This window comes from Candidatus Methylacidiphilales bacterium, from assembly GCA_025056655.1.
In the GTDB taxonomy this organism is placed as follows: Bacteria; Verrucomicrobiota; Verrucomicrobiia; order Methylacidiphilales; family JANWVL01; genus JANWVL01.
This window is the reverse complement of record JANWVL010000102.1, coordinates 1-21,078: the sequence shown is the minus strand read 5'-3', so window position 1 is coordinate 21,078 and position 21,078 is coordinate 1. Positions and strand designations below refer to the sequence as shown.

The window sequence follows — 21,078 nt, the reverse complement described above, 5'->3', positions numbered from 1 at the left end:
TAAGGATGGTATTATGTCGAGACCTGTGGTGTCTATCGTGATTCCTGTTTACAATCGAAAGGATAGTGTAGTGAGGGCGATCGATAGCGCTTTGCGGCAGAGTTATAAAGAAATTGAAGTAATTGTGACAGACAATGCTTCTACAGATGGCACACAAGAAGTTTTGAATCGCTTGTTGCAAAAACATGGACGGATACGTTGCCATTTTAACCACGAAAATGTAGGTCCTGTCGCGAATTGGTGGCGCGGTGTAGCCGAGGCACGAGGGGAATATGTGAAGTTGTGTTTTTCGGACGATTGGATTGAGGAGACTTGCGTGGAGAAATTGCTTTTGCCTTTTAAGGCGAGCTGCGGTGATAAGATAGGGCTGAGTTATTGTGATGCAGTTGACGGCGAAGGAGGGAGGGGAAATGGTATTGGAAGTTCTACTAGCCGTGAAGAGTCTTCGTTTTTGATTTCGAGTGCAGAGGATTTTTTCAAGCGAGCTGCAAGGCTTATTTCTCCGATGTCGCCGTGTTGTGCTTTATTTCGGAGAAAAGACTTACTTTCAGCTTTTTCATTTTACATCCCCATGCCGGATGCTGATTTTTACTACAATCGAGGAATCGGCTATGATTGGACTCTATTTTTGAACGTTATGGTTCGTTACAAATATTATGCATATGTACGTGAAAAACTAGTGCATTTTTGCGCGAAGAATTCTGGTGAACCTTGTATAAGCGAAATCACGGATAATCGTAAACTCAAAGAAGGCTATCGTCGCACATGGCTATCTTTTCTAGCCTCTGCGCCTTTTCATAAGCGATTTAAGCGGCTTCTGAATACGCTCTTTGTATTGAGGGTATCCTCTTTTGCGCCTGGATGCTGGCGCAGAAGTTATGCAGAATTAAAGAGAGAAAGCCCTCCGGGGTATGATACGGGTTTGGTTTTTGTGAGTAGAGACGTGTGGATGCGCCTGGTGGAGGCGATATGCTGGAGTTGGAATAAGCGTTGGGGTAAATCAGCGATGGGGGACCTGCTCGATAGAGAACGTCCTTGTGATTGAAATGATTTTACGCTAGAGGCGCAATGTTTCTTATGAAAATAGTCGTAGCTTACTCGGGAGGATTGGATACGTCAGTGATTTTGAAATGGCTCAAAGAGCGGTATCAAGCGGAGGTGATTGCGTTTTGTGCGGATATCGGGCAGGAAGAGGAATTGGAGGGACTTGAAGCTAAAGCGCTTTCTACTGGGGCGAGTAAATGTTTCATTGATGATCTGCGGGAGGAATTTGCGCGAGACTTTATTTTCCCAATGATTCGGGCAAATGCTGTTTATGAGGGGCAATACTACCTAGGGACGAGTATAGCTAGGCCCCTGATCGCTAAGCGGCAGGTGGAGATTGCGCGAAGTGAAGGGGCTTCAGCCGTGGCGCACGGGGCGACAGGGAAGGGGAATGATCAGGTGCGTTTTGAGCTGACATTTGCAGCTTTGGCGCCGGACTTGCAAGTAATCGCCCCTTGGAGAGAGTGGGATTTTAAAGGGCGTAGTGATTTGATTGCTTATGCGAAGGAACACGGAATCCCGGTCTCGGTGACGGCTGAGAAGCCGTATTCGACGGATCGAAATTTGCTGCATATCAGCTTTGAAAGCGGGATTTTAGAGGATCCTTGGGCTGAACCGCCGCGGGATATGTTTGTGTTGACAGTGTCTCCAGAGGAAGCCCCAGATGAGCCTGAATATGTGGAATTGACGTTTGAAAAAGGGAATTGTGTAGCGGTAAATGGGGTAGCGCTCAGTCCTGCAGGAGTGCTCCAAACGCTCAATAAACTTGGGGGCAAGCATGGAATTGGAAGAGTGGATATTGTTGAAAATCGTTTCGTCGGGATGAAATCCCGCGGGGTGTATGAGACGCCGGGAGGCACGATTTTAATGCATGCACATCGGCAGATTGAGACTTTAACATTGGATCGAGAAGTGATGCATTTGCGAGATAGTCTGATTCCGCGTTATGCGGAGATGATTTACTATGGATTTTGGTTTGCTCCGGAGCGGGAATTTTTGCAAGCGGCAATTGATCAATCTCAAGAAAAGGTTTCTGGGACGGTGCGACTGAAGCTTTATAAGGGGAATGTGATTACCGTCGGTCGAAAAAGTGTCTTCTCTTTATATAATCCTAAGATAGCTACTATGGAAGCGGACGAGGGAGCTTATGATCAAAGGGATGCAGGAGGGTTTATCCGCTTGCAAGCTCTACGGCTGCGCCAGCGGGCTCGTTACCAATTGTAAAACGAGAGCTCTTGGGGAGGCGAATGTTGTTTAATCCTTGACGCCCCGAATCTTCGCGGCAATCTCCGCTTCACTAAACTTTTGAAATTCTATGGCACTTAAAAAATCGTCTACTAAGTCACGTTTACAATCCAACCTGTCTTTGAAAGTAGCTTCTGGCGGAAAAAGAGGAAAGTCCAGCGCTGGAACAGCCACTACTGGTAGGAAAGCCATCAAATATGTGTATTCATGGGGTGACGGACGAGCGGACGGCGATGGATCGATGAAGGCGTTGCTTGGAGGGAAGGGAGCGAACTTAGCGGAGATGACGCGAATTGGTCTGCCTGTGCCTCCGGGTTTCACGATTACTACAGAGGTCTGCACCTATTATTACGCTAACAATCGCACTTATCCGCCTACGCTAAAAGCTCAGGTTGAGGAAGCCTTGAGCAAAATGGAGAAGAGCCTTGGGAAGAAGTTTGGCAGCACAAGTAATCCGCTGCTGGTCGCTGTGCGTTCTGGAGCACGAGATTCGATGCCAGGCATGATGGATACTATTTTGAATTTAGGATTGAATGACGAGACGGTTGTGGGGCTGGCGACGATTAGTAATAATGAACGGTTCGCGTATGACTGTTATCGGCGGTTTATCCAGATGTATGGGGACGTCGTAATGGGAGTGCAGAAACGCCCTGGGGAGGATCATGAGCCGTTTGAGACTGTGATTGAAAGTGTGAAACGGGATCTCTTGGGAAATCCCCATGCTAAGGATAATGAGCTTGATGTTGCCGCGCTAAAAGAGCTTGTTGCACGATTTAAAAATCTAGTGCGAGAACGAACTGGCCGCGACTTTCCCAGTGATCCCATGGAGCAGCTCTATGGTGCGATCGGAGCAGTTTTTGGCTCATGGAATAATGATCGAGCAATTGTTTACCGCAGAAAATATGGCATTCCCCATGAGTGGGGCACAGCAGTAAATGTGCAGGCGATGGTCTTCGGTAATACCGGCAACGAAAGCGCCTCGGGCGTCGCCTTTACACGAGATCCTGCGACTGGGGAGAAGGTTTTTTATGGCGAATATCTCGTCAATGCACAGGGAGAGGACGTTGTAGCTGGAGTGCGCACGCCTGAGCCTGTTGAAAAGTTAAAGATTCAAATGCCCAAGGCGTATCGAGAACTACAGGAGATTCGCACCATTCTTGAGAAACATTTCCGCGAGATGCAGGACTTTGAGTTTACGATAGAGAACGGCAAGGTCTTCATGCTTCAGACGCGGAACGGGAAGCGGACTGGTGTTGCAGCTGTGCGAATCGCTTGTGAAATGGTAAAAGAGAAGTTAATCACCCCCGATGAGGCAATAGAGCGCATTCCTGCAGATTCATTAACTCAACTTTTAGCACCAGTCTTTGACCGTGAGGCACGCAGGAAAGCGACGTTGATTGCAACGGGTCTGCCGGCCGGCCCTGGCGCTGCGTCTGGGAGAATTTATTTCAATGCCTCAGAGGCAGAAGCTGCCCACCAACGCGGCGAGAAGGTCTTACTGGTGCGCGTAGAGACTTCGCCTGAGGACATCCGCGGAATGTTGGCCGCAGAGGGGATATTGACTGCTCGCGGAGGCGTGAGTTCACATGCTGCACTTGTTGCGCGTCAGATGGGTAAAGTCTGCGTCTGCGGATGTGGTAGTTTGCGGATAGATTATGACAAACAGACACTTTCTGTGGGCGATCTAGTCTTTCATAAAGGCGATTATATTTCGATTGATGGGACGACGGGAGAGGTGTTTTCTGGTGAAGTCAAGACAGCTCCGTCTGAGATTGTGCAGGTGTTGATTGATAAAAGTCTTTCGCCTAAAGAGAGCCTTATTTACCGCTACTTTGATCAAATCATGAAGTGGGCGGATAAGCATCGCCGCCTCGGAATTCGCACGAATGCAGATCAACCTGATCAGGCAGAAATAGCCGTTGCATTTGGCGCTGAAGGCATCGGGCTTTGCCGCACTGAACATATGTTTTTCGAAGGGGACCGGATTGATGCCATGCGCGAGATGATCCTTGCTACAGATAAATCCGCACGCGAAGCGGCATTGGCCAAGCTCCTTCCGCTTCAGCGAAACGACTTTGTGGGGATTTTCCGCGCTCTGCAAGGACGCCCTGCAACAATACGCTTGATCGATCCACCTTTGCATGAATTTCTTCCCCATACTAAGGAGCAGCAGCTCGACCTTTCTAAGAAGATCGGGATGGATGTTGAGGTGATCATGAAGCGCGTGGCTGAGCTGCATGAGTTTAACCCAATGCTGGGGCATCGTGGATGCCGGCTTGGTATCGTCTATCCTGAGATTACAGCGATGCAAGCTCGGGCTATATTTGAAGCCGCTATCCAAGTCCAAAAGGAAGGGATTAGGGTTAAACCCGAAATTATGATCCCGCTGGTGGGCTTCCCGAAGGAGCTTGAGCTGCAAGTTGAGATTGTTCACAACGTGGCTCGAGTGGTTCAGGAAGAAAACAAAGGCGTGAAGTTGTCTTATCAAGTTGGGACGATGATCGAAATCCCGCGAGCTTGTGTCGTGGCTGATCAAATCGCAAAGACTGCGGAATTTTTCAGCTTCGGCACGAATGATCTTACTCAGACAACTTTAGGCATGAGTCGAGATGATTCTGGTTCGTTCTTGCCATATTATATTGAGGCAGAGATTGTGAAACAGAATCCGTTTGCCAGTATAGATGAAGCGGGCGTTGGTGAACTTATGCGTCTAGCAGTGGAGAACGGCCGTAAAACACGCCCCGATATCAAGCTTGGCATTTGTGGCGAGCATGGTGGAGATCCATCGAGCGTTAAATTCTGTCATCGCTTGGGTTTGAGTTATGTGAGCTGCTCTCCATACCGAGTCCCGGTGGCCAGACTGGCAGCGGCTCAAGCAGCGTTAGCTGAAAAGAAAGCGGGGCTCATTTCCAAAAGTAAAAAGAACTAAACAAGGATAGAAACTGAAGTTATGATGAAAATTGCTATCAATGGTTTCGGCCGTATTGGTCGGCTAGTTTTCAGAGCAATAGTCGAGCAGGGGTTATTGGGCAAAACGTTGGACGTGGTAGCGGTCAATGACCTTGTGCCTGCGGATAATCTTGCATATTTATTAAAATACGATTCGACACAAGGAAAGTTTCAAGGCTCGGTGAGCAGCGAGAAATCATCGGCTTCCGCTGCTGAGGATGATATTTTGGTGGTCAACGGTCATAAGATTCGCTGTTTAGCTATCAAAGAGGGGCCTTCAGCTTTACCTTGGAAAGAGCTAGGTGTGGAATTAGTGGTTGAATCTACAGGATTATTCACGGATGCTGAGAAAGCCAAAGGTCATATCACAGCGGGTGCAAAGAAGGTGATTATTTCTGCGCCAGCGAAAGGGGAGGACATCACAATTGTGATGGGAGTCAATCACGAAAAGTATGACCCTTCGAAGCATCATATTATTTCAAATGCGTCGTGCACAACGAACTGCCTTGCCCCGATGGTCCATGTCCTGTTGAAAGAAGGTTTCGGAATAGATGAAGGCCTTATGACGACTGTCCATAGTTACACCGCCACGCAAAAGACGGTAGACGGTCCTTCAAAGAAAGACTGGAAGGGCGGTCGCACAGCAGCCATAAATATCATTCCCTCGACCACTGGAGCAGCAAAGGCTGTCGGCCTGGTTTGTCCCGAAGTTAAGGGCAAGCTAACGGGAATGGCTTTTCGTGTGCCGACTCCTACAGTCTCAGTGGTTGATTTGACTGTGAAGACAACCCGTGAGACTTCATACAAAGAGATCTGCGCAGCCATGAAACGTGCTAGTGAGACATATCTGAAAGGTATCCTTGCTTACACCGAGGATGAGGTTGTTTCGACGGATTTTATTCACGATACGCATTCGAGCATATTTGATGCAGGTAGCGGGATTGAATTAAATTCGCGATTTTTCAAACTTATCAGTTGGTATGATAACGAATGGGGTTACTCCAATCGCTGTGTAGATCTGATACGGCATATTTTAAACAAGGCTTGAATAGTTCCCACATGGCTAAAATCACCCTTCGAGATCTTAATTTGCAAGGAAAACTCGTCCTTGTCCGAGTCGATTTTAATGTCCCTCTAGAACACAAAAGGGGGGAAATCCGTATTAGCGATGAAACTCGCATCCGTGAAACACTCCCGACTCTATATCACCTGATTGAAAAAGGGGCGCGCACCATTCTGATTAGTCATTTAGGGCGTCCGAAGGGGCAAGTAGATCCGACGCAATCTCTGGTCCCTGTAGCTGTGCGGCTCGGAGAGATGCTGAGGCAACCCGTTTCTTTTGCCTCTGACTGCATAGGGTTTCAGGCACAGCAAGCCATCTCAAGGCTAAAGCCGGGGGGAATAGTTTTGTTGGAAAACGTTCGCTTTCACGCGGGTGAGGAGGCGAATGATCCGGAGTTTGCTCGCCAGCTGTTGAATGGAGCTACGGTATTCATTAACGATGCATTTGGCGCAGCTCATCGTGCCCATGCTTCTACTGTGGGAGTTGCGAAGCTGGTAAAAGAAAGAGCAATAGGATTGCTTATGGAAAAGGAGCTCCGTTATCTAGAAGGTGAGCTCAGCCAGCCCAAACGGCCGTTTGTGGTGATTTTGGGGGGTGCAAAGGTCTCAGATAAAATCAAAGTCATCGATCGTCTTTTAGATCGAGCTGATGTAATGTTGATCGGTGGAGCAATGGCCTACACGTTCTTCTTAGCTCTCGGCAAAAAGGTTGGGAAATCTTTAGTCGAGCCGGATCAAGTCGAGACAGCTCGCTCAGCGCTGAACAAAGCAAAAGAGAAGGGTGTGAAGTTTTTATTGCCTGTGGATAACATGATCGCTGAGCATGTTGATTTAAAAGGTAGGGAGGTGTCACCTCTGCAAGTAGCTAGGATAGAGGATGGTATTCCCGACAATTTTGAAGGTGTCGATATCGGCCCGAATACTCGTGAATTATATCGTGAAGAAATCAACAAGGCCAGGACTGTATTCTGGAATGGTCCGATGGGAATCTTTGAGATTAAGGCATGTGCTGAAGGAAGTTTTGCGATTGCTGAATATGTCGCAAAGAATAGAGAATGCGTCTCTATAATTGGAGGCGGAGATTCGGTCAAAGCTGTAAATAAAGCCGGTTATGCTCACAAAATGACCTTTATCTCTACAGGAGGGGGCGCTTCTCTTGAGTTGCTTGAGGGTAAAGAGCTTCCTGGATTGGCCGTAATACCGGATATCGCTCCCTAATATACAGGTCAATTTCACTGCCACTATTTACCTCACTATGGCTTTTCGAAAAAAAATCATCGCTGGAAACTGGAAAATGCATAAGACAGCCACTGAGGCTCGTGAGTTGACGCAAGACATTATTCAAGAGCTCAGTGATTTTAACCATGCTGAGATTGTCCTTTGCCCGCCTTACACTGCCTTGCACGTCGTCGGAGATCTTCTCAGCCACGCGCCGAATATTCGACTCGGAGCACAAAACGTTCATTACGAAAATCAAGGAGCTTTCACCGGCGAGATTTCGCCAGCTATGCTTCGAGATATGTATGTCCGCTACGTTATCATCGGACACTCTGAACGCCGACAATACTTTGGTGAAGATGATGCGTTGATCAACAGGAAACTGAAAGCGGCCATTCCTGCTGGTCTAAGACCGATACTATGCATCGGGGAAACATTGGCTCAGCGCCAATCGCAACGTTGGCCTGAAGTCCTCCAATCTCAAATCGAAGGCGCGTTGGAAGGTATAAGTGAGAAAGATCTAGAGGAGCTAGTTATTGCCTATGAGCCAGTATGGGCAATCGGCACTGGTCACAACGCTACACCTGCACAAGCTCAGGAGGCTCATGCCTTGATCCGAAAAATTCTTCAAAGCCTTTACAATCCAGAGATTTCGAAACGAATACGTATTCAATATGGAGGAAGTGTAAAACCAGACAATGCTCAATCGTTACTGGCACAACCCGATATAGACGGCGCGCTTGTAGGTGGAGCTTCTCTTGATGCTCGGTCGTTCACAAGCATAGTCAGATCAATTCCGCAAAATTGAATTAATCTTATCTTATGAATATTTTACTAGGTCTTCTAATTGTTCTACTTGTCTTGGTTGCACTCATGCTCATTCTTTTAATACTCATGCAAAGGCCCCGTCAGGAGGGTCTGGGTGCGAGCTTTGGGGGGCACATCACTGAATCTGTATTTGGGGCCCAAGCATCCAATGTCCTGGAAAAGGGCACTGTATGGCTCACAATACTTTTTTTTATTCTTACCATAACTATTGCTGCAATCTATAGCCATAAGCATGGAGAAACTTCGCTTCAACAAAAACTCCGCATGCCTTTACCATCATCCGCTCAAACTGAGGTCAAAGCAAATGAGAATGTTTCTTCTGAACAAAGTGAGCCTGCTTCTTCTGTAGAAGGAAAACCTTCAGACAATTCCAATCAGCAAAATCCTAATCTAACCACAACTCCTGCCGCTCCTAAATCTGCGGATCAAAAATCAGACTAAAAACTCAGAGCTAGCCTCAGGCCGACAACCACTGCATCCTCTCGATCCTTAAAGCCTCCGGGATTAACGATGTATTGCAAACAAGGCTGCAACGAAAAATAAGGATTAACTTGAAGTAAATAAGACATCTCCCATACCCCTTCAAAACTACTCTTAGGCACTTCCTCGCCAGTCAAAGTCTCACGATCATTTTCCAGCTCCCTCAATTCGTCACTGATAAAGGCTATCGTATAACCCATCACGAGCCAGTCTTCTGATCTATTCGAGAAAAGGCCTTTGTATGCCCATCCAAAATCAAAGGCGTAGGGCACGAGACTTCGGTTTTTCTCAGGACATAATCCACCACGAAAGAAAAATCCCAATCCCTCATTAGAGCTTTTACCGTTGACCTCACGATAAATCATCTGCCCAAATGACCAGTAGAAGCCGTGATTAAAAGAATAGCTTTTTGGAATTCCTGTCACTGGATTTCCTGTTATACCTCCATCATCTGCCAACGAGAACCCCGCGGTGTCGAAACGCAAGTCATTATGACGACCTGTGTGTCTCCAGTAACCTAAACGATAATCCCCTCTTAATCCTCTGGGCTCATCCGTATCGTCAAATTTGAAGCTAATTTCACTGATAATAAACAGCCCTTCCTCGTCATCTAAGCGCCATCTCACGTTATGAGGATTCAAACTACGCCCCTCTGCATCCACTGTATCCACAAGCCCTTCGTAAATTCCCACCTTGAAATCAAAATGTTCCCCCCACCGTCCTCCAATCCTAGCCCCTAGGCCAGCCATACCGTAGGCTGGGGTCTCTTTGGCATTTGCAGTTATAACTGTCGGCCAACCAAATGCGGCGTTGATCAGATAACTTGAGTATTCATTCTGCAAAAACTCCTCATCTGCTGCCATTTGCCCGACGCGTATGGACAGCTTGTCCTCGAAGAAGTTCTGTTCGATCCATAATTCAAAAAGACTCAAGCTATCGTAATCGTCTATATTGCTGACCGTGTTCAAGTCACCTAAGTATTTCTGCGTTAAACTTGATCCATGTGAATAGAAAGAACTCAGACGAGCCTTCCCTCCTTGCCAGTTAAATAATTTCTCCGCATCTATCTCCGCTCCCATTTCCCACAATCCCGTGTAGACACTTCCTGTGCGACCTGATAACCCACCCGACAAATTAGAAAAGATTTCTCCGGTATAATTGAACGTAAACTCAAGCCCTTTTTCCGAAAGCTTCGGACGAATACCTTTGCAGTCGTCAAATAAATAAACTCGAGTCTGATTTTTTCTAAGACTTTGTATGTTCTGCGATGTGAGATTTTTTTCCTCTGCCCGAATGAGATTACTCAATGGAAATGATAGCAGTAGCAGCGACAGAATTTTGCTTCTTATCGCTGCGGCATTCGAAAAGATGACTCTCATAAGGTTTCGGAATTTATTCATGAGACTTAGGCGTTAAAATTTGAGTAGGGGTAACTATGTATCCCTAACACTTCTGCAGCTTTTTTCAGAGATTCACGGATGGCGACGGATGCGCGGACGACTCGAGCACGGTCTTTAATCCCAAATTTGCTATAAGGAGTTCCAGCTACACTGCCTTCATGAAAATGCGGTTTGATTATCTCCATCGCCTCATTATGAGCTTGAATCACTTCATCTGCCACAGCCTTGTCTTTATCTCTGACTAGAGGATGAAAAGGCTTATATTGGCTGTGAATTCCTATCCAATTATGTTTGAATATTAATAGCGTCTGATCAGAGAATGTCTCTTCTTCGCTTGAGATTTTTTTAGCAGCAACCTCGTTAGCTACACTAATGATCCCGTCGAAAGTCCTCTTTGAAGAAAACCTCGACCGCTCATCGAGAACTTTTACAAGCATCTTGCAGCTCTCAAGCAGCCTTGGGACATAACGTTCAGCCTCCTTTAAATTTTCTTCAGCAAATAAAAAATATTCTATTTTATGAAAACCGATAAATGCTTCATCAGTCGGGCCATTCTCGAATGCATATGCCCGAGCATCTATTTCCGCATCTGTCTCTGGAAAGCTGTTCGCTAAAACTTCAATTTCTTCATATGGAGGTCTTGCAATAATATAACTCTCTTTAGCCCGAGAAATATCACCAGATTGAATTGCCTCGCCCATCTTTTTAACAAGTTCAATCTGATCCAAGGCTCTTCTCTTAAAGTATTTCAGCCCCTCATCTACCTGCTGGGCATACTTGTCAGCAGTGTCATCCCCTTTTGTAACAGAAAAGCTTCCAGGCTCATCCTGTGCTCGGCTATTGGCAAGAAAGAGCACTGAAACAGCGGTCAAACCCTGAAGAAAAGACCGACGTGAAAAGTAGTGTAGTGTTTGATTATTCATACACATCAAAGTTATTGAATTTGAGACTCAATGTCAAATAATAAATATCCTAATCAACTAACAACTACAATCATCCGTGGTTGTCCTTGCCTTATTCTTGAAGCTGTCTAGCAAATCTCCATGCAAGCTCTCCTCGCTCTTGAAGATGGCACGCTCTACCGAGGCACAGCTTTTGGCGCAACTGGCACCTCTTGTGGTGAAGTATGTTTCAATACCTCAATGTCTGGTTATCAAGAGGTGCTTACGGATCCAAGCTACCGCGGACAGATCGTAGCAATGACTTACCCTGAAATTGGCAACTACGGCATACACCCTGATGACAATGAGTCTGCGGCCCCTCAGGTGGCTGGTTTTGTTATTCGCAATCTCTCTCCTATTGCCAGCAACTGGCGTTCACGCGAAACTCTGGAGCATTTCCTCTACCGTCATAACATCATTGGTATTCAAGGTGTCGATACTCGTGCTCTTACCTTAAAGTTGCGCACGGTGGGTGCTTTGCGAGGCGTCATCACTACGGAGCCTCTTACACCAGAAGAGGCTGTAGCACGGGCCCGTTCCTTCCATTACCTTGGACGTGATTTTGTAAAGGAGGTCACTACATCTGCCCCTTATACTTGGGATGAAAACGCTCAAGAAAGCCTTAGCCCAATCGAAAAAATCAATTCATTGCCTGCTTATCGTCATCGCATAGTCGCTTATGATTTCGGCATTAAGCGAAATATCTTGCGGCGCCTACGACAACACGGTTTTCAAGTCACTGTCGTGCCTGCAGAAACTTCAGCTGAAGATGTTCTGGCCCTAAAGCCTGATGGACTTTTCCTTTCCAACGGGCCTGGGGATCCCTCCGAGCTTCGGTATGTCCATGAAAATTTAAGACAACTGGTTGGAAAAATACCAATTTTCGGGATTTGTCTTGGGCATCAAATGCTCACTTACGCTCTAGGCGGCAGAACCTTCAAACTGAAGTTTGGCCATCGAGGAGGCAACCAACCGGTTAAGGATCTGCGCACTGGTAAAGTCGCAATCACCGCGCAAAATCATGGTTTTGCGACGGATCCAGAGAGTTTCAAAGATACTGCTGTTGTCATCACTCAGATCAACCTCAACGATGGAACTTGCGAAGCTCTTGCGCATCGTGAATTTCCAATCTTCTCTGTCCAATATCATCCTGAAGCTGCGCCAGGGCCGAATGATGCTGTGCCCTTCTTCCAAGAATTTTCAGAGATGATCGCGACACGGGCTCCGCGCGTTTAAGTCACACATTCCATTTGTCACGTTCTTTTAGCGAGCATGCCCTAGCGATGTCTTCTTTAATTTGCGCCTGTAATGCTTCCAAACTAGCAAATTGTTGCTCTGCTCGAAGTCTAATCCATCCGCTTAATTCCAGGATCTCACCGTAAAGATCGCCTCCTTCGTAGTTAATAAGATGAACTTCGAGTGTGTGCTGTTTATTTTTAGAGACAGTCGGACGATATCCAACATTGATCACAGCGAGGCAGCGTTTTGCTTTGCACTCAGCTACTCCGGCATAGACGCCATCAGGTGGCCATAAAATGGAACGATCGAGTTCAAGGTTCGCAGTCGGAAAACCAATCTGCCTTCCTATTCCAGCCCCTTTTACAACGCGGCCAGTTACACGCCATGAGTCGCCGAGTAGTTTTTCAGCTTCGAGTATTCTGCCTTCTTTGATCAATTTGCGTATGAGTGAACTGCTTATTCTTAAGCCATTTTCATCGCATATCGGCGGAATCACGTGAACTTTCCAGCCGTAATTTTGACCGAACGCGGAAAGATGAGCCGGCGTGCCGGAAGCTTGGAAACCGAAACGCCAATTTTCTCCGACAACTAACTGTCGGAGCGAAGGAAAAAGAAAACGCAAATGTTTTGCAAATAGATCTGGGCTTAAATTTCGTATGTCTTCGTCAAATCCCCATATAAAGACGTTCGGAACTCCACAGTTTTGAATCGCCTGAATTTTTTGCGGCAAAGTCATTAGTAAGGGCGGCTCATGCTCAGGAGCAATCACTCGTAAAGGATGCGGTTCGAATGTCGCTACACCTGATCTTTCAGGTGTTGAGATCTCGAGTAGCTTGCGAAAGAGATAACGATGACCGCGGTGCACGCCATCGAAAAATCCCAAAGCCAATGCTTCAATGTGAGGTTCAGGAGACTGCTCAAAAAAAGGTTTGATAAGCATAGGCTGCCCGTCTGAGGGCTATTTATCATTGGCGACGGATTCTTGAGACTTCTGCCGGGCTTATGATGTAGGGTTTTAACGCTGAAAGGCTATCAAGCGCCTCACATTTCTCCCATGAGATGGCTTGGTCTAGGCGAAAATTACCCGAAGCTGTTCGGCATAGTTTCTCTAGGCAAGCACCAGTTCCGATGAATTTACCGATATCATCACAATAGGTGCGAACGTAAAATCCTTTGCTGCAACGCAACTCAAACTCAACTCGAGGTAGGTCGATCTTAATGATTTGGCTCCAATATACATGCACGAGACGAGGTTCTCGCTCTACGACCAGACCTTTTCGAGCTAACTTATAAAGGGGCACACCGTCTTTCTTGAGCGCTGAAACCATCGGCGGTGTCTGGTAGAAGTCACCCCGATAACGTTCGAAAGCTGCTTCGATGATTTTTGGATCAATATCTGGAACGGGTCGTTCTTCGATAATTTTACCATCTGCATCTTGTGTGTCTGTGATGACACCGAGTCGCATCGTTCCACGATAAGTTTTATCTTCTGCCATTAATAAAGCCTGCATCTTTGTAGCTTTGCCTAGTAAAAGCATAAGCAGCCCTGTGGCTTGCGGATCTAGTGTCCCACAATGTCCGACTTTTTTTATTCCAAACTTGCGGCGCACACGGTCTACAAGGTCGTGAGAAGTGCAACCAGCAGGTTTATCAAGAAGGAGTAATCCATCGATCTCAGTCATAAATGGCGTGTGAACTGCAGTCCCTTGTTTAATTTTCTACACGATTTTTAAGGATCACGAGAGTTCGTGAAATCAAGTCGTGAAAGGCTTGGCGGCGCTCAGTAAAAAATGCGGGCAAAAACCCAATCCCGTAAAAATGAATTGTTAACACAATTCCAAATGTTCGCAGTAGAGCTTGCCCTTTTCGTAAGGCTTGGCCTTTTTCGTCGGCAACCTTCAAACCGCAAACTGTCATGCCCAGTGTGCGTCCCTCACGAAAAAGATGGAAATACCCAAAATAAATGAGCATCACAGTGTAACTAAGTAGGTTCATCATTAAGATGACGAGAGCAGCAGATGGCTCTGATGGAGATTGTAGAAGTGTAGTAGATAGGTTTTCGATTTGCTCAGGCCGGATGTTAAGAATATAAATTAACGCTAGAGAGAAGATAAAGATCATCAACAATAGAACAAACACAGTATCAATTATTCCAGCCCATATGCGGCGTGATAATGGGGCTAAGGTAGGCATTTGTTGAGCCCAGGTTTGAATTTTCTTCAATTCGGATTTCCACAATTCTCGCGCTTCATAAAGGGTATCGAGCCGACGCCATGGCAGCTTAGGGCGTCCTTGGATGTCTATTGTAGCTTCGGAGTCTGGACCGATTCGATCTTCAGCAAGCCAGACTTTAAGTTCGCTTATCCCTACAGGGCCGTATTCATTCCCATCTTCTCCGCGAATCCAAAATAATGTCGTGTCGCTACTCATATTCGCTTAAAAAAGCTAGTGTTTCGGGCTGAAGCTGAATTTTAAGGTCAAGAGTAAAATCCACAATAAACATCCATACACAAAAACGTCTCCCCAACGGGTGTAAAACGTCTCTTTAGGATTTGAGCGAATATTTAATGATGCTGTGAGCACGCCCTCAACTTCTACATCGCGGCCGTTTTCATCTGTCAAACGATGCGTGATTGCACCTCGGGGGCTGACAATGGCTGTGATGCCAGTATTTGTAGAACGTATCATCGGCAATCCTGTTTCTATGCAGCGAAACACGCTGTTGGCCAAGTGTTGAAGCGCTCCAGGCGAGTCTTTGAACCAACCGTCGTTAGTAAGATTTACTAAGATTTGCGGTTTCAGCGCAGCAAAACGACGGACTAAAGAAGGCACGACGTCTTCAAAGCAGATAAGCGGAGCAAGACGGAGCGAGCCTTGGACAGCCTCTAAGAGGTTGGGTTCTTCTCCAGCCGTTAGATCATGGGAGTATGGCACAAGATTTCGTAAAAAAGGAAAAAACTCAGCTAACGGAGTGTATTCACCAAACATGACTAAGTGATTTTTGCGATAAATCTGCATGGCGTTTATCTCTTTGGCTCCACGAGGAATTAGGCATGCAGTGTTATAAATTTTATCTGGATAGTGCCGTTCTAACACCCCGAAGAGAAAATCGCTTTGTTGCGCGAGTTCGAAGATTTGTGAACGAGTGTATAAGAGATCAAGTAACGTATAACCGGTGGAAGTTTCTGGCCACAATATTAGGTCTGGTTTCAGGGGTAAAGCAAGGTGAGTGAGCCGAACGTGTTTTTCAAAAATCTCCTCTGCTGTGAGATCACGCGTGGCTTTTACTTCCTGAGGAATATTAGCCTGGACTGCCGCAATCCTGATAGGCTTGAGCCCCGAACCATCCTCGGGGGTAAGAAGCTCGCGTAGCCCTATAGCAAAGCAAACTGCGATGCAGGCAAAGGTAAGAGAAAAGTCAAGATGTGGCCGCACGGGTTGTGCGCGCTGGGCTTCAGCAATAAGCCGCAGGAGAGTCAAAGCTAAAACGAAGTTGGCTAACACTAATAAAAAGATCGGGCCATATACGCCAGTGAAGGCGACCACTTGTATAAATGCGAGATTGAGGTATTGAGTCGTGGCTAGATGATTCCACAAAAAACCAGTCAAGAACCAGCTTCGAATCCATTCTAGCACTGTCCAGAGTGCGGCCGCCGTTAAAGATAACTTTAAAATAGGGAAAGAGCTTAGGATTTTCAGGTTTGTAAGTGGACGATAGATCAGATGCGCAAAGAGTAGGGGATAACATGAGAGATAGGCACAGAGAGTCACCATCCCGAGGACCGTCACATGGCCAATCCACCAGAGAGTCGCAATGTGGTAAGGAAAAGCAAAAAGTAATGTGATGACTGTAAGAGACTTTCGAGTGGGAGACTGTCTTACCGCTAAAATCCAAGGAGCTAGGGCAAACCATGCGAGCCATGATTGCGAATAAGGCGGCAGTGCTAAGGTTAACAATGCTGCAGAGGATAGAGCGCTCAGAGCTTGAAATGCCACAGTTAGTGGGGGCATTTTTCTGATTAGGGCATGCATGGTAACGCTCGACGGAGGGCACATTTATGCTCAAATAGCGCGTTATGGCCAAGGTTGTTTTAGAAGGCGTTTATAAAATTTATTCTGGGGAACAAAGAGAGCCTGTCGTCGCCGTAGAGGATGTAAATTTAACTGTCGAGGATCGGGAATTTATGGTCTTTGTCGGCCCCTCGGGCTGCGGAAAGTCCACTACATTAAGAATGATCGCCGGGCTAGAGGAGATTTCCAAAGGTAAGATCTGGATAGGTGATCGTGTGGTGAATGATGTGGCACCGAAAGATCGAGATATTGCAATGGTGTTTCAAAACTATGCGCTCTATCCACACATGTCGGTGTATGAGAATTTGGCTTTTGGTTTGCGATTGAGAAAACTTGCTGAGAATGTGATTGACGAGAGAGTCCGTGAAGCCGCTCAAATACTGGGTTTAACGGATGAGATGCTTCGTCGAAGGCCTAAAGCTTTGTCGGGTGGACAACGGCAACGGGTGGCTTTAGGTCGAGCCATCGTGCGCAAGCCTAAAGTCTTTCTTTTTGATGAACCTTTATCGAATTTGGACGCTAAGATGCGGGTGCAGATGCGCACGGAGATTTCAAAGCTTCACCAGAGGCTTTCTGCGACGATGATTTATGTGACGCATGACCAAGTAGAGGCCATGACGATGGGTGATCGTATTACGATTATGAAGCATGGAAGAATTCAGCAGATTGCTGAACCGATGACGTTATACCGAGAGCCTGCTAATATGTTTGTGGCCGGTTTCATCGGGAGTCCGCCGATGAATTTTATCTATGGTCGGGTTATTCAACATCAGGGTTCACTATTTTTTGAGGCTGAAGATAAGGCTTTACTGCTGCGATTGACTGAGGACCAATCTGCGCGTCTGCATGGTCATATGGGTCAAAAAATCTGCATGGGTATACGCCCAGAACATTTATCTATCGATGTGGATGCTGGGGCACCTTCACTGAGGGGAGAAGTTGACTTGGTTGAGTCATTGGGGTCGGAAAACCTGATTTATTTGCGGGTCGGGAAACATTCAGTGATCGCGCGCATCAGCGGATCTGCACGACCTTCGGAGATAGGCACATTAACTTTAGGGGTCAAAATGCCACAGGCGCGTTTCTTTAGTCTTGCACCAGAAGAGCCTTTTTTTGATCAAAAGAAAAAACAGCTTGATATTGAGAATTGGCAGACCGCTTGCAAACTACTTGTCTGAGACACCAGAGGTGTAATTGTAAAGCCGCCTAGAGGAGACATGCACCATATTCATCGATGGATTAAGAGGCTGTTGCAAGGGCTGGCTCCGCAAATTTACCGTTATCACGGATGGATTCTTGTCTTTGCTGTTATTTTGACGGCGTCTGCAGGATGGCTTGTTGCGACACGACTGAAGGTGACCAATAGCACGAATGTATTGATCCGTGAAGATTCCCCGTCACACAAGAATTATTTAGCTTTTAAGAAGGAATTTGGGGTGGAGGAAGACTTTGTGATTGTGATTCAGTCCGAAAATGTCGAACGCAATCGTGAGGTGGCACGGGTTATTGGGGAACGTCTGGAGCAGCTAGATGAACACGTAGGCAGAGTGTTATATCGGATTGATTTTTCTTCGTTGCAGAATCGTTTTCTTCTTTTTCTTCCACATGAAGATTTGGTGAAGCTTGAGGAGGAAGTGAAGCAGTTTGCTCGTGTTTTAAGACAGCCTGGATTTCGACTTGATATCAACAGTATTTTGAATGAGGCGAATGCGAAGTTTTCGGAGAAGTATTTGAGGAGGGCTTCGAATTGGAGGGAGTTTAAGCCGTTTGTTGCAAGATTTATCGAGATGCTCGACCAGCTTGCGAGTCATCTTCAAAATCCGATTACAAATAACGCTCGGTTTCCCTCTTCTGCTCGTGCGTCTGAAGTAAAGCAGAAGATGCAGGGGGTGCAGCGGTTGATGGAGGAGAACGAATATCTGAGCTATGACGAAGGACGTATTGTATTAGTTTTGGCGAGTCCTGTGAACGTGGACATGTTTGCAGCCTCGCCATACGGTGCTGCTACAGCTGCGATCCGAAAGGTTATAGAAGAGGTGCAGAGGGCTTACCAGGACGTGCGGATTGGGTTAACGGGTGAGCCGGTGCTGATGGATGATGAGTTGCGAATCAGCATGGATGATAGTGCGAAAGCAGCGGTGCTTTCTTTTGGAATCTGCGCTTTGCTTTTTATTTTGGCTTATCGCCAGGTCAATCGACCACTCTGCGCGTTAGTAGTGCTGGTGATGGGGATTGTGTGGTCTCTTGCTTTTGCTGTGCTTGCTATTGGACATTTGAATATCATTTCTCAGGCATTTGTCGCAATGGTTATTGGGCTTGGGATTGATTTCGGAATTCAAATGATGAGTCGTTACGAGGAGGAACTCGCCCGTTGCAAAAATATCTTAACGGCCTTAACGCAGACCTTAGGGCATACGGGAGTGGTATTGGTGACGGGAGCTTCTACGACAGCGGCGGCGTTTTACACTATGTGTTTTAATGATTTTATCGGACTGGCTGAGTTTGGCTTAATAGCGGGGACGGGCGTTCTTTTATGTCTCATCGGCAATCTGTTTGTGCTTCCTTCGTTGTATGTTTTTTTTGATTTAAGGAAGAGCCAAGATCAACTTTCTCGTAGTGCGGATCCGAGCCATTGGACTCCAGGGGTTTTAATGCAGAAGGTGCTCTTTTTTTCGCCTAGGCTTGTGTTAGTGGGGACGGGCGTCGCTTTATTGGTAGCTGGGCTGGTGATGCATCGAGTTTATTTTGATTACAATCTACTCAATCTCCAATCTCAAAGTCTAGAGTCGGTGAGGCTGACCCATAAGTTGCTCGATGTTGCTGGGAACTCGATTATTTACGGGATAGTCATTGCTGAGGATAAAGAGGATGCCAAGAGAAAGACAGAGGCGTTGAAGGCGCTGCCGACAGTCCAGGAGGTGCGGTCAATATTGGATTTCTTTCCTGAGAGACAGGAGGAGAAGCTGCCAATTATTCGGCGAATTGTGGAGCTGTTGCGGGGGATTCGTTTGGATACGGATGTGAGCCGATCCATCGATGTCGAGAGGACACGAAAGCGGCTTCAAGAGCTTTTAGAACATAGTAGGGAAGGGCGTCGAGAGGCATCGAAGTATCGTGCTGTCTCGCAGATGGCGCGTGACGCGGAGGAAGTTTTTGGGCGACTCATTCCTCCGATAGAACGTGCTTTGGCAGCTATGGGGGATCTGAGCCAAGAGGAAATTGGGCGTCGGTTGAATCGCTATCAGGTTGAAGTGTTTGGGACGATGCAGAAGGATTTAGCCTTTTTGAAACAGCAAGCGTTTGATCGAGTAATTATGCTGGAGGATGTGCCCGGTGTGATACGGCAGCGTTTTGTGTCGAGTCGGGGTCGATTGTTGATTGAAGCGCATCCGAAGGAGAATATATGGGATCGTGAGCCCAACGTTCGATTTGTGAATGACCTGAGGTCAGTTGACCCTATGGCAACTGGCACGCCGGTGCAGAACTACGAGTATATCGAGTTGCTGCGGCAAAGTTATCTTGAGGCAGCTCAGTGGGCTTTGTTGACGGTGGTGGTGCTGATTTTTTTGCATTTTGGTCGCATTACACATGGGCTTTTAGCTCTTTTGCCTTTGGGGATTGCGATTGTATTTACGCTGGGATTAATGGTGGCTTTGCAGATTCCGTTTAATCCTGCAAATATTGTGACGTTGCCTTTGGTGATAGGAATAGGTGTCGCTTACGGTATTTATACGGTGGATCGTTGGCGTGAGGCGCCACAGATGAATTTATTTTCGAATAGCACGGGTAAAGCTGTGGTGATGTCGGCTCTTACTTCGATGGTGGGGTTTGGTTCGATGATGATTAGCCAATATGAGGGGCTTTACAGCCTAGGTTTGCTCATGATGGTTGGGATAGGGATGTGTTTGATTGCAAGCACAATGATTCTTCCGCAGGTTTTGTATTGTATCAATATTTGTATGAGTAGGGGTGAAAAGGAGGCTTAGGGGTTAGTCTCGATAGAGAGCGTATTTTCCACCGCCGCTCAGAAATAGGGTAAGGTAGATGGTGAGAAACATCAAGGCTAATTCTCCTTCTGCTATGCTGCCCTTGTGAACAATGAAGAACGCCACGCTCATGGTTATTGATAAGGCAGCTGCTGCAAAACGCGTGCCTATTCCTAAGATCAAGAGAAATGCACAGAATACCTCAGCAAATATGGTGAGGCCCAGACTTGTGGTGGAGCCTAGCCCTAAGGGATCAGGAAATTGCGCGGCTTTGGATGAGAAGTTGGTGAGTTTCTCCCAACCGTGCGCGTATATCATTACCCCTCCACCGATGAGACGAAGGAGAAGCAAGCCTAGATCTGGGAAGTAGGGGATGAAACGGAGGTTGATGAGTTGGAAGAGGAATTTCATCGTCTTTCAGGCTGGGCGGTTTGTGAGCAATAGCAAGTATGATTTTAGGCTTGGGGAGGGGAGGTTTGGAAAATTAGAATGATGGCAGTATGGGGAAGAAGATAAGCCGTGAGGTGTATCAACAGGAGAATGTTGTCGAATTGGCGCGTTTTTTCTTGGGAAAGTATATCGTGAGTGTGACGCCGGAGGGAAGGGTTGGGGGGT

At 46.8% G+C, this 21,078-nt stretch carries 17 protein-coding genes; 10 read left to right on the top strand and 7 right to left on the bottom strand.

Annotated features, from left to right (window positions below):
* From NZM04_06335 to secG, 7 genes are all read left to right on the top strand, one after another.
* Positions 1–1,045, top strand: a 1,045-nt coding sequence (locus NZM04_06335) for a glycosyltransferase (GenBank protein ID MCS7063646.1), incomplete at its 5' end; no start/stop codon positions are given.
* Between the two features lie 32 nt (positions 1,046–1,077).
* Entirely contained in the window at positions 1,078–2,268 is a 1,191-nt protein-coding gene (locus NZM04_06330; protein MCS7063645.1) for an argininosuccinate synthase, read from the top strand.
* A 142-nt stretch (positions 2,269–2,410) separates the two neighbouring features.
* Positions 2,411–5,218 (top strand): pyruvate, phosphate dikinase, encoded by a 2,808-nt coding sequence (ppdK, locus tag NZM04_06325; protein MCS7063644.1) that lies wholly within the window; start codon positions 2,411–2,413, stop codon positions 5,216–5,218.
* A 21-nt stretch (positions 5,219–5,239) separates the two neighbouring features.
* On the top strand, positions 5,240–6,286 hold the full coding sequence (gene gap / locus NZM04_06320) for a type I glyceraldehyde-3-phosphate dehydrogenase (protein ID MCS7063643.1): 1,047 nt from the start codon (positions 5,240–5,242) through the stop codon (positions 6,284–6,286).
* Between the two features lie 11 nt (positions 6,287–6,297).
* A complete protein-coding gene (locus tag NZM04_06315) occupies positions 6,298–7,518 on the top strand; it encodes a phosphoglycerate kinase (GenBank protein ID MCS7063642.1) in 1,221 nt (406 codons plus the stop codon).
* A gap of 37 nt (positions 7,519–7,555) precedes the next feature.
* Positions 7,556–8,326, top strand: coding sequence for a triose-phosphate isomerase (tpiA, locus tag NZM04_06310; protein ID MCS7063641.1), 771 nt, complete (start codon positions 7,556–7,558; stop codon positions 8,324–8,326).
* A gap of 14 nt (positions 8,327–8,340) precedes the next feature.
* Positions 8,341–8,787, top strand: coding sequence for a preprotein translocase subunit SecG (gene secG / locus NZM04_06305; GenBank protein MCS7063640.1), 447 nt, complete (start codon positions 8,341–8,343; stop codon positions 8,785–8,787).
* On the opposite strand, the gene NZM04_06300 is transcribed toward secG, so the two are convergent.
* Both NZM04_06300 and NZM04_06295 read right to left on the bottom strand, forming a co-directional pair.
* A complete protein-coding gene (locus tag NZM04_06300; protein MCS7063639.1) occupies positions 8,784–10,205 on the bottom strand; it encodes a carbohydrate porin in 1,422 nt (473 codons plus the stop codon). The two genes, secG and NZM04_06300, sit on opposite strands and share 4 nt — an antisense overlap.
* A 26-nt stretch (positions 10,206–10,231) precedes the next feature.
* Complete coding sequence (locus NZM04_06295; GenBank protein ID MCS7063638.1) at positions 10,232–11,149, bottom strand: EfeM/EfeO family lipoprotein; 918 nt, start codon at positions 11,147–11,149, stop codon at positions 10,232–10,234.
* Positions 11,150–11,269: 120 nt separating this feature from the next.
* On the opposite strand from NZM04_06295, the gene carA reads away from it, so the two are divergent.
* On the top strand, positions 11,270–12,403 hold the full coding sequence (gene carA / locus NZM04_06290; protein ID MCS7063637.1) for a glutamine-hydrolyzing carbamoyl-phosphate synthase small subunit: 1,134 nt from the start codon (positions 11,270–11,272) through the stop codon (positions 12,401–12,403).
* 1 nt (position 12,404) lies between these two features.
* Here carA and NZM04_06285 read toward each other — a convergent pair whose 3' ends face one another.
* Genes NZM04_06285 through lnt form a run of 4 tightly spaced genes read right to left on the bottom strand, consistent with a single transcriptional unit; the run spans position 12,405 to position 16,438 of the window.
* A complete protein-coding gene (locus tag NZM04_06285) occupies positions 12,405–13,346 on the bottom strand; it encodes a bifunctional riboflavin kinase/FAD synthetase (protein MCS7063636.1) in 942 nt (313 codons plus the stop codon).
* A gap of 25 nt (positions 13,347–13,371) precedes the next feature.
* The gene (gene truB, locus NZM04_06280; protein ID MCS7063635.1) at positions 13,372–14,088 is read right to left on the bottom strand and encodes a tRNA pseudouridine(55) synthase TruB; all 717 of its coding nucleotides are present in this window, start codon (positions 14,086–14,088) and stop codon (positions 13,372–13,374) included.
* A 28-nt stretch (positions 14,089–14,116) separates the two neighbouring features.
* Complete coding sequence (locus tag NZM04_06275; protein MCS7063634.1) at positions 14,117–14,836, bottom strand: RDD family protein; 720 nt, start codon at positions 14,834–14,836, stop codon at positions 14,117–14,119.
* A gap of 15 nt (positions 14,837–14,851) precedes the next feature.
* Positions 14,852–16,438 carry an apolipoprotein N-acyltransferase gene (gene lnt, locus NZM04_06270; GenBank protein MCS7063633.1) on the bottom strand — a complete coding sequence of 529 codons (1,587 nt, stop codon included), beginning with the start codon at positions 16,436–16,438 and terminating at the stop codon, positions 14,852–14,854.
* Between the two features lie 44 nt (positions 16,439–16,482).
* On the opposite strand from lnt, the gene ugpC reads away from it, so the two are divergent.
* Positions 16,483–17,655 carry a sn-glycerol-3-phosphate ABC transporter ATP-binding protein UgpC gene (gene ugpC, locus NZM04_06265; protein ID MCS7063632.1) on the top strand — a complete coding sequence of 391 codons (1,173 nt, stop codon included), beginning with the start codon at positions 16,483–16,485 and terminating at the stop codon, positions 17,653–17,655.
* A gap of 39 nt (positions 17,656–17,694) precedes the next feature.
* Positions 17,695–20,463, top strand: coding sequence for an MMPL family transporter (locus NZM04_06260; protein ID MCS7063631.1), 2,769 nt, complete (start codon positions 17,695–17,697; stop codon positions 20,461–20,463).
* A gap of 3 nt (positions 20,464–20,466) precedes the next feature.
* Here the strand turns inward: NZM04_06260 and NZM04_06255 are convergent, their stop codons facing one another.
* The gene (locus NZM04_06255) at positions 20,467–20,874 is read right to left on the bottom strand and encodes a DoxX family protein (GenBank protein MCS7063630.1); all 408 of its coding nucleotides are present in this window, start codon (positions 20,872–20,874) and stop codon (positions 20,467–20,469) included.
* Between the last annotated feature and the right edge of the window lie 204 nt (positions 20,875–21,078).

Coding starts and splice junctions, on each gene's coding strand:
- NZM04_06255 (MCS7063630.1), bottom strand. CDS start 20,874: ATGAAATTCCTCTTCCAACTCATCAACCTCCGTTTCATCCCCTACTTC.
- NZM04_06300 (MCS7063639.1), bottom strand. CDS start 10,205: ATGAGAGTCATCTTTTCGAATGCCGCAGCGATAAGAAGCAAAATTCTG.
- ugpC (MCS7063632.1), top strand. CDS start 16,483: ATGGCCAAGGTTGTTTTAGAAGGCGTTTATAAAATTTATTCTGGGGAA.
- NZM04_06260 (MCS7063631.1), top strand. CDS start 17,695: ATGCACCATATTCATCGATGGATTAAGAGGCTGTTGCAAGGGCTGGCT.
- carA (MCS7063637.1), top strand. CDS start 11,270: ATGCAAGCTCTCCTCGCTCTTGAAGATGGCACGCTCTACCGAGGCACA.
- secG (MCS7063640.1), top strand. CDS start 8,341: ATGAATATTTTACTAGGTCTTCTAATTGTTCTACTTGTCTTGGTTGCA.
- NZM04_06330 (MCS7063645.1), top strand. CDS start 1,078: ATGAAAATAGTCGTAGCTTACTCGGGAGGATTGGATACGTCAGTGATT.
- gap (MCS7063643.1), top strand. CDS start 5,240: ATGATGAAAATTGCTATCAATGGTTTCGGCCGTATTGGTCGGCTAGTT.
- NZM04_06295 (MCS7063638.1), bottom strand. CDS start 11,149: ATGAATAATCAAACACTACACTACTTTTCACGTCGGTCTTTTCTTCAG.
- tpiA (MCS7063641.1), top strand. CDS start 7,556: ATGGCTTTTCGAAAAAAAATCATCGCTGGAAACTGGAAAATGCATAAG.
- truB (MCS7063635.1), bottom strand. CDS start 14,088: ATGACTGAGATCGATGGATTACTCCTTCTTGATAAACCTGCTGGTTGC.
- NZM04_06315 (MCS7063642.1), top strand. CDS start 6,298: ATGGCTAAAATCACCCTTCGAGATCTTAATTTGCAAGGAAAACTCGTC.
- lnt (MCS7063633.1), bottom strand. CDS start 16,438: ATGCATGCCCTAATCAGAAAAATGCCCCCACTAACTGTGGCATTTCAA.
- NZM04_06275 (MCS7063634.1), bottom strand. CDS start 14,836: ATGAGTAGCGACACGACATTATTTTGGATTCGCGGAGAAGATGGGAAT.
- NZM04_06285 (MCS7063636.1), bottom strand. CDS start 13,346: ATGCTTATCAAACCTTTTTTTGAGCAGTCTCCTGAACCTCACATTGAA.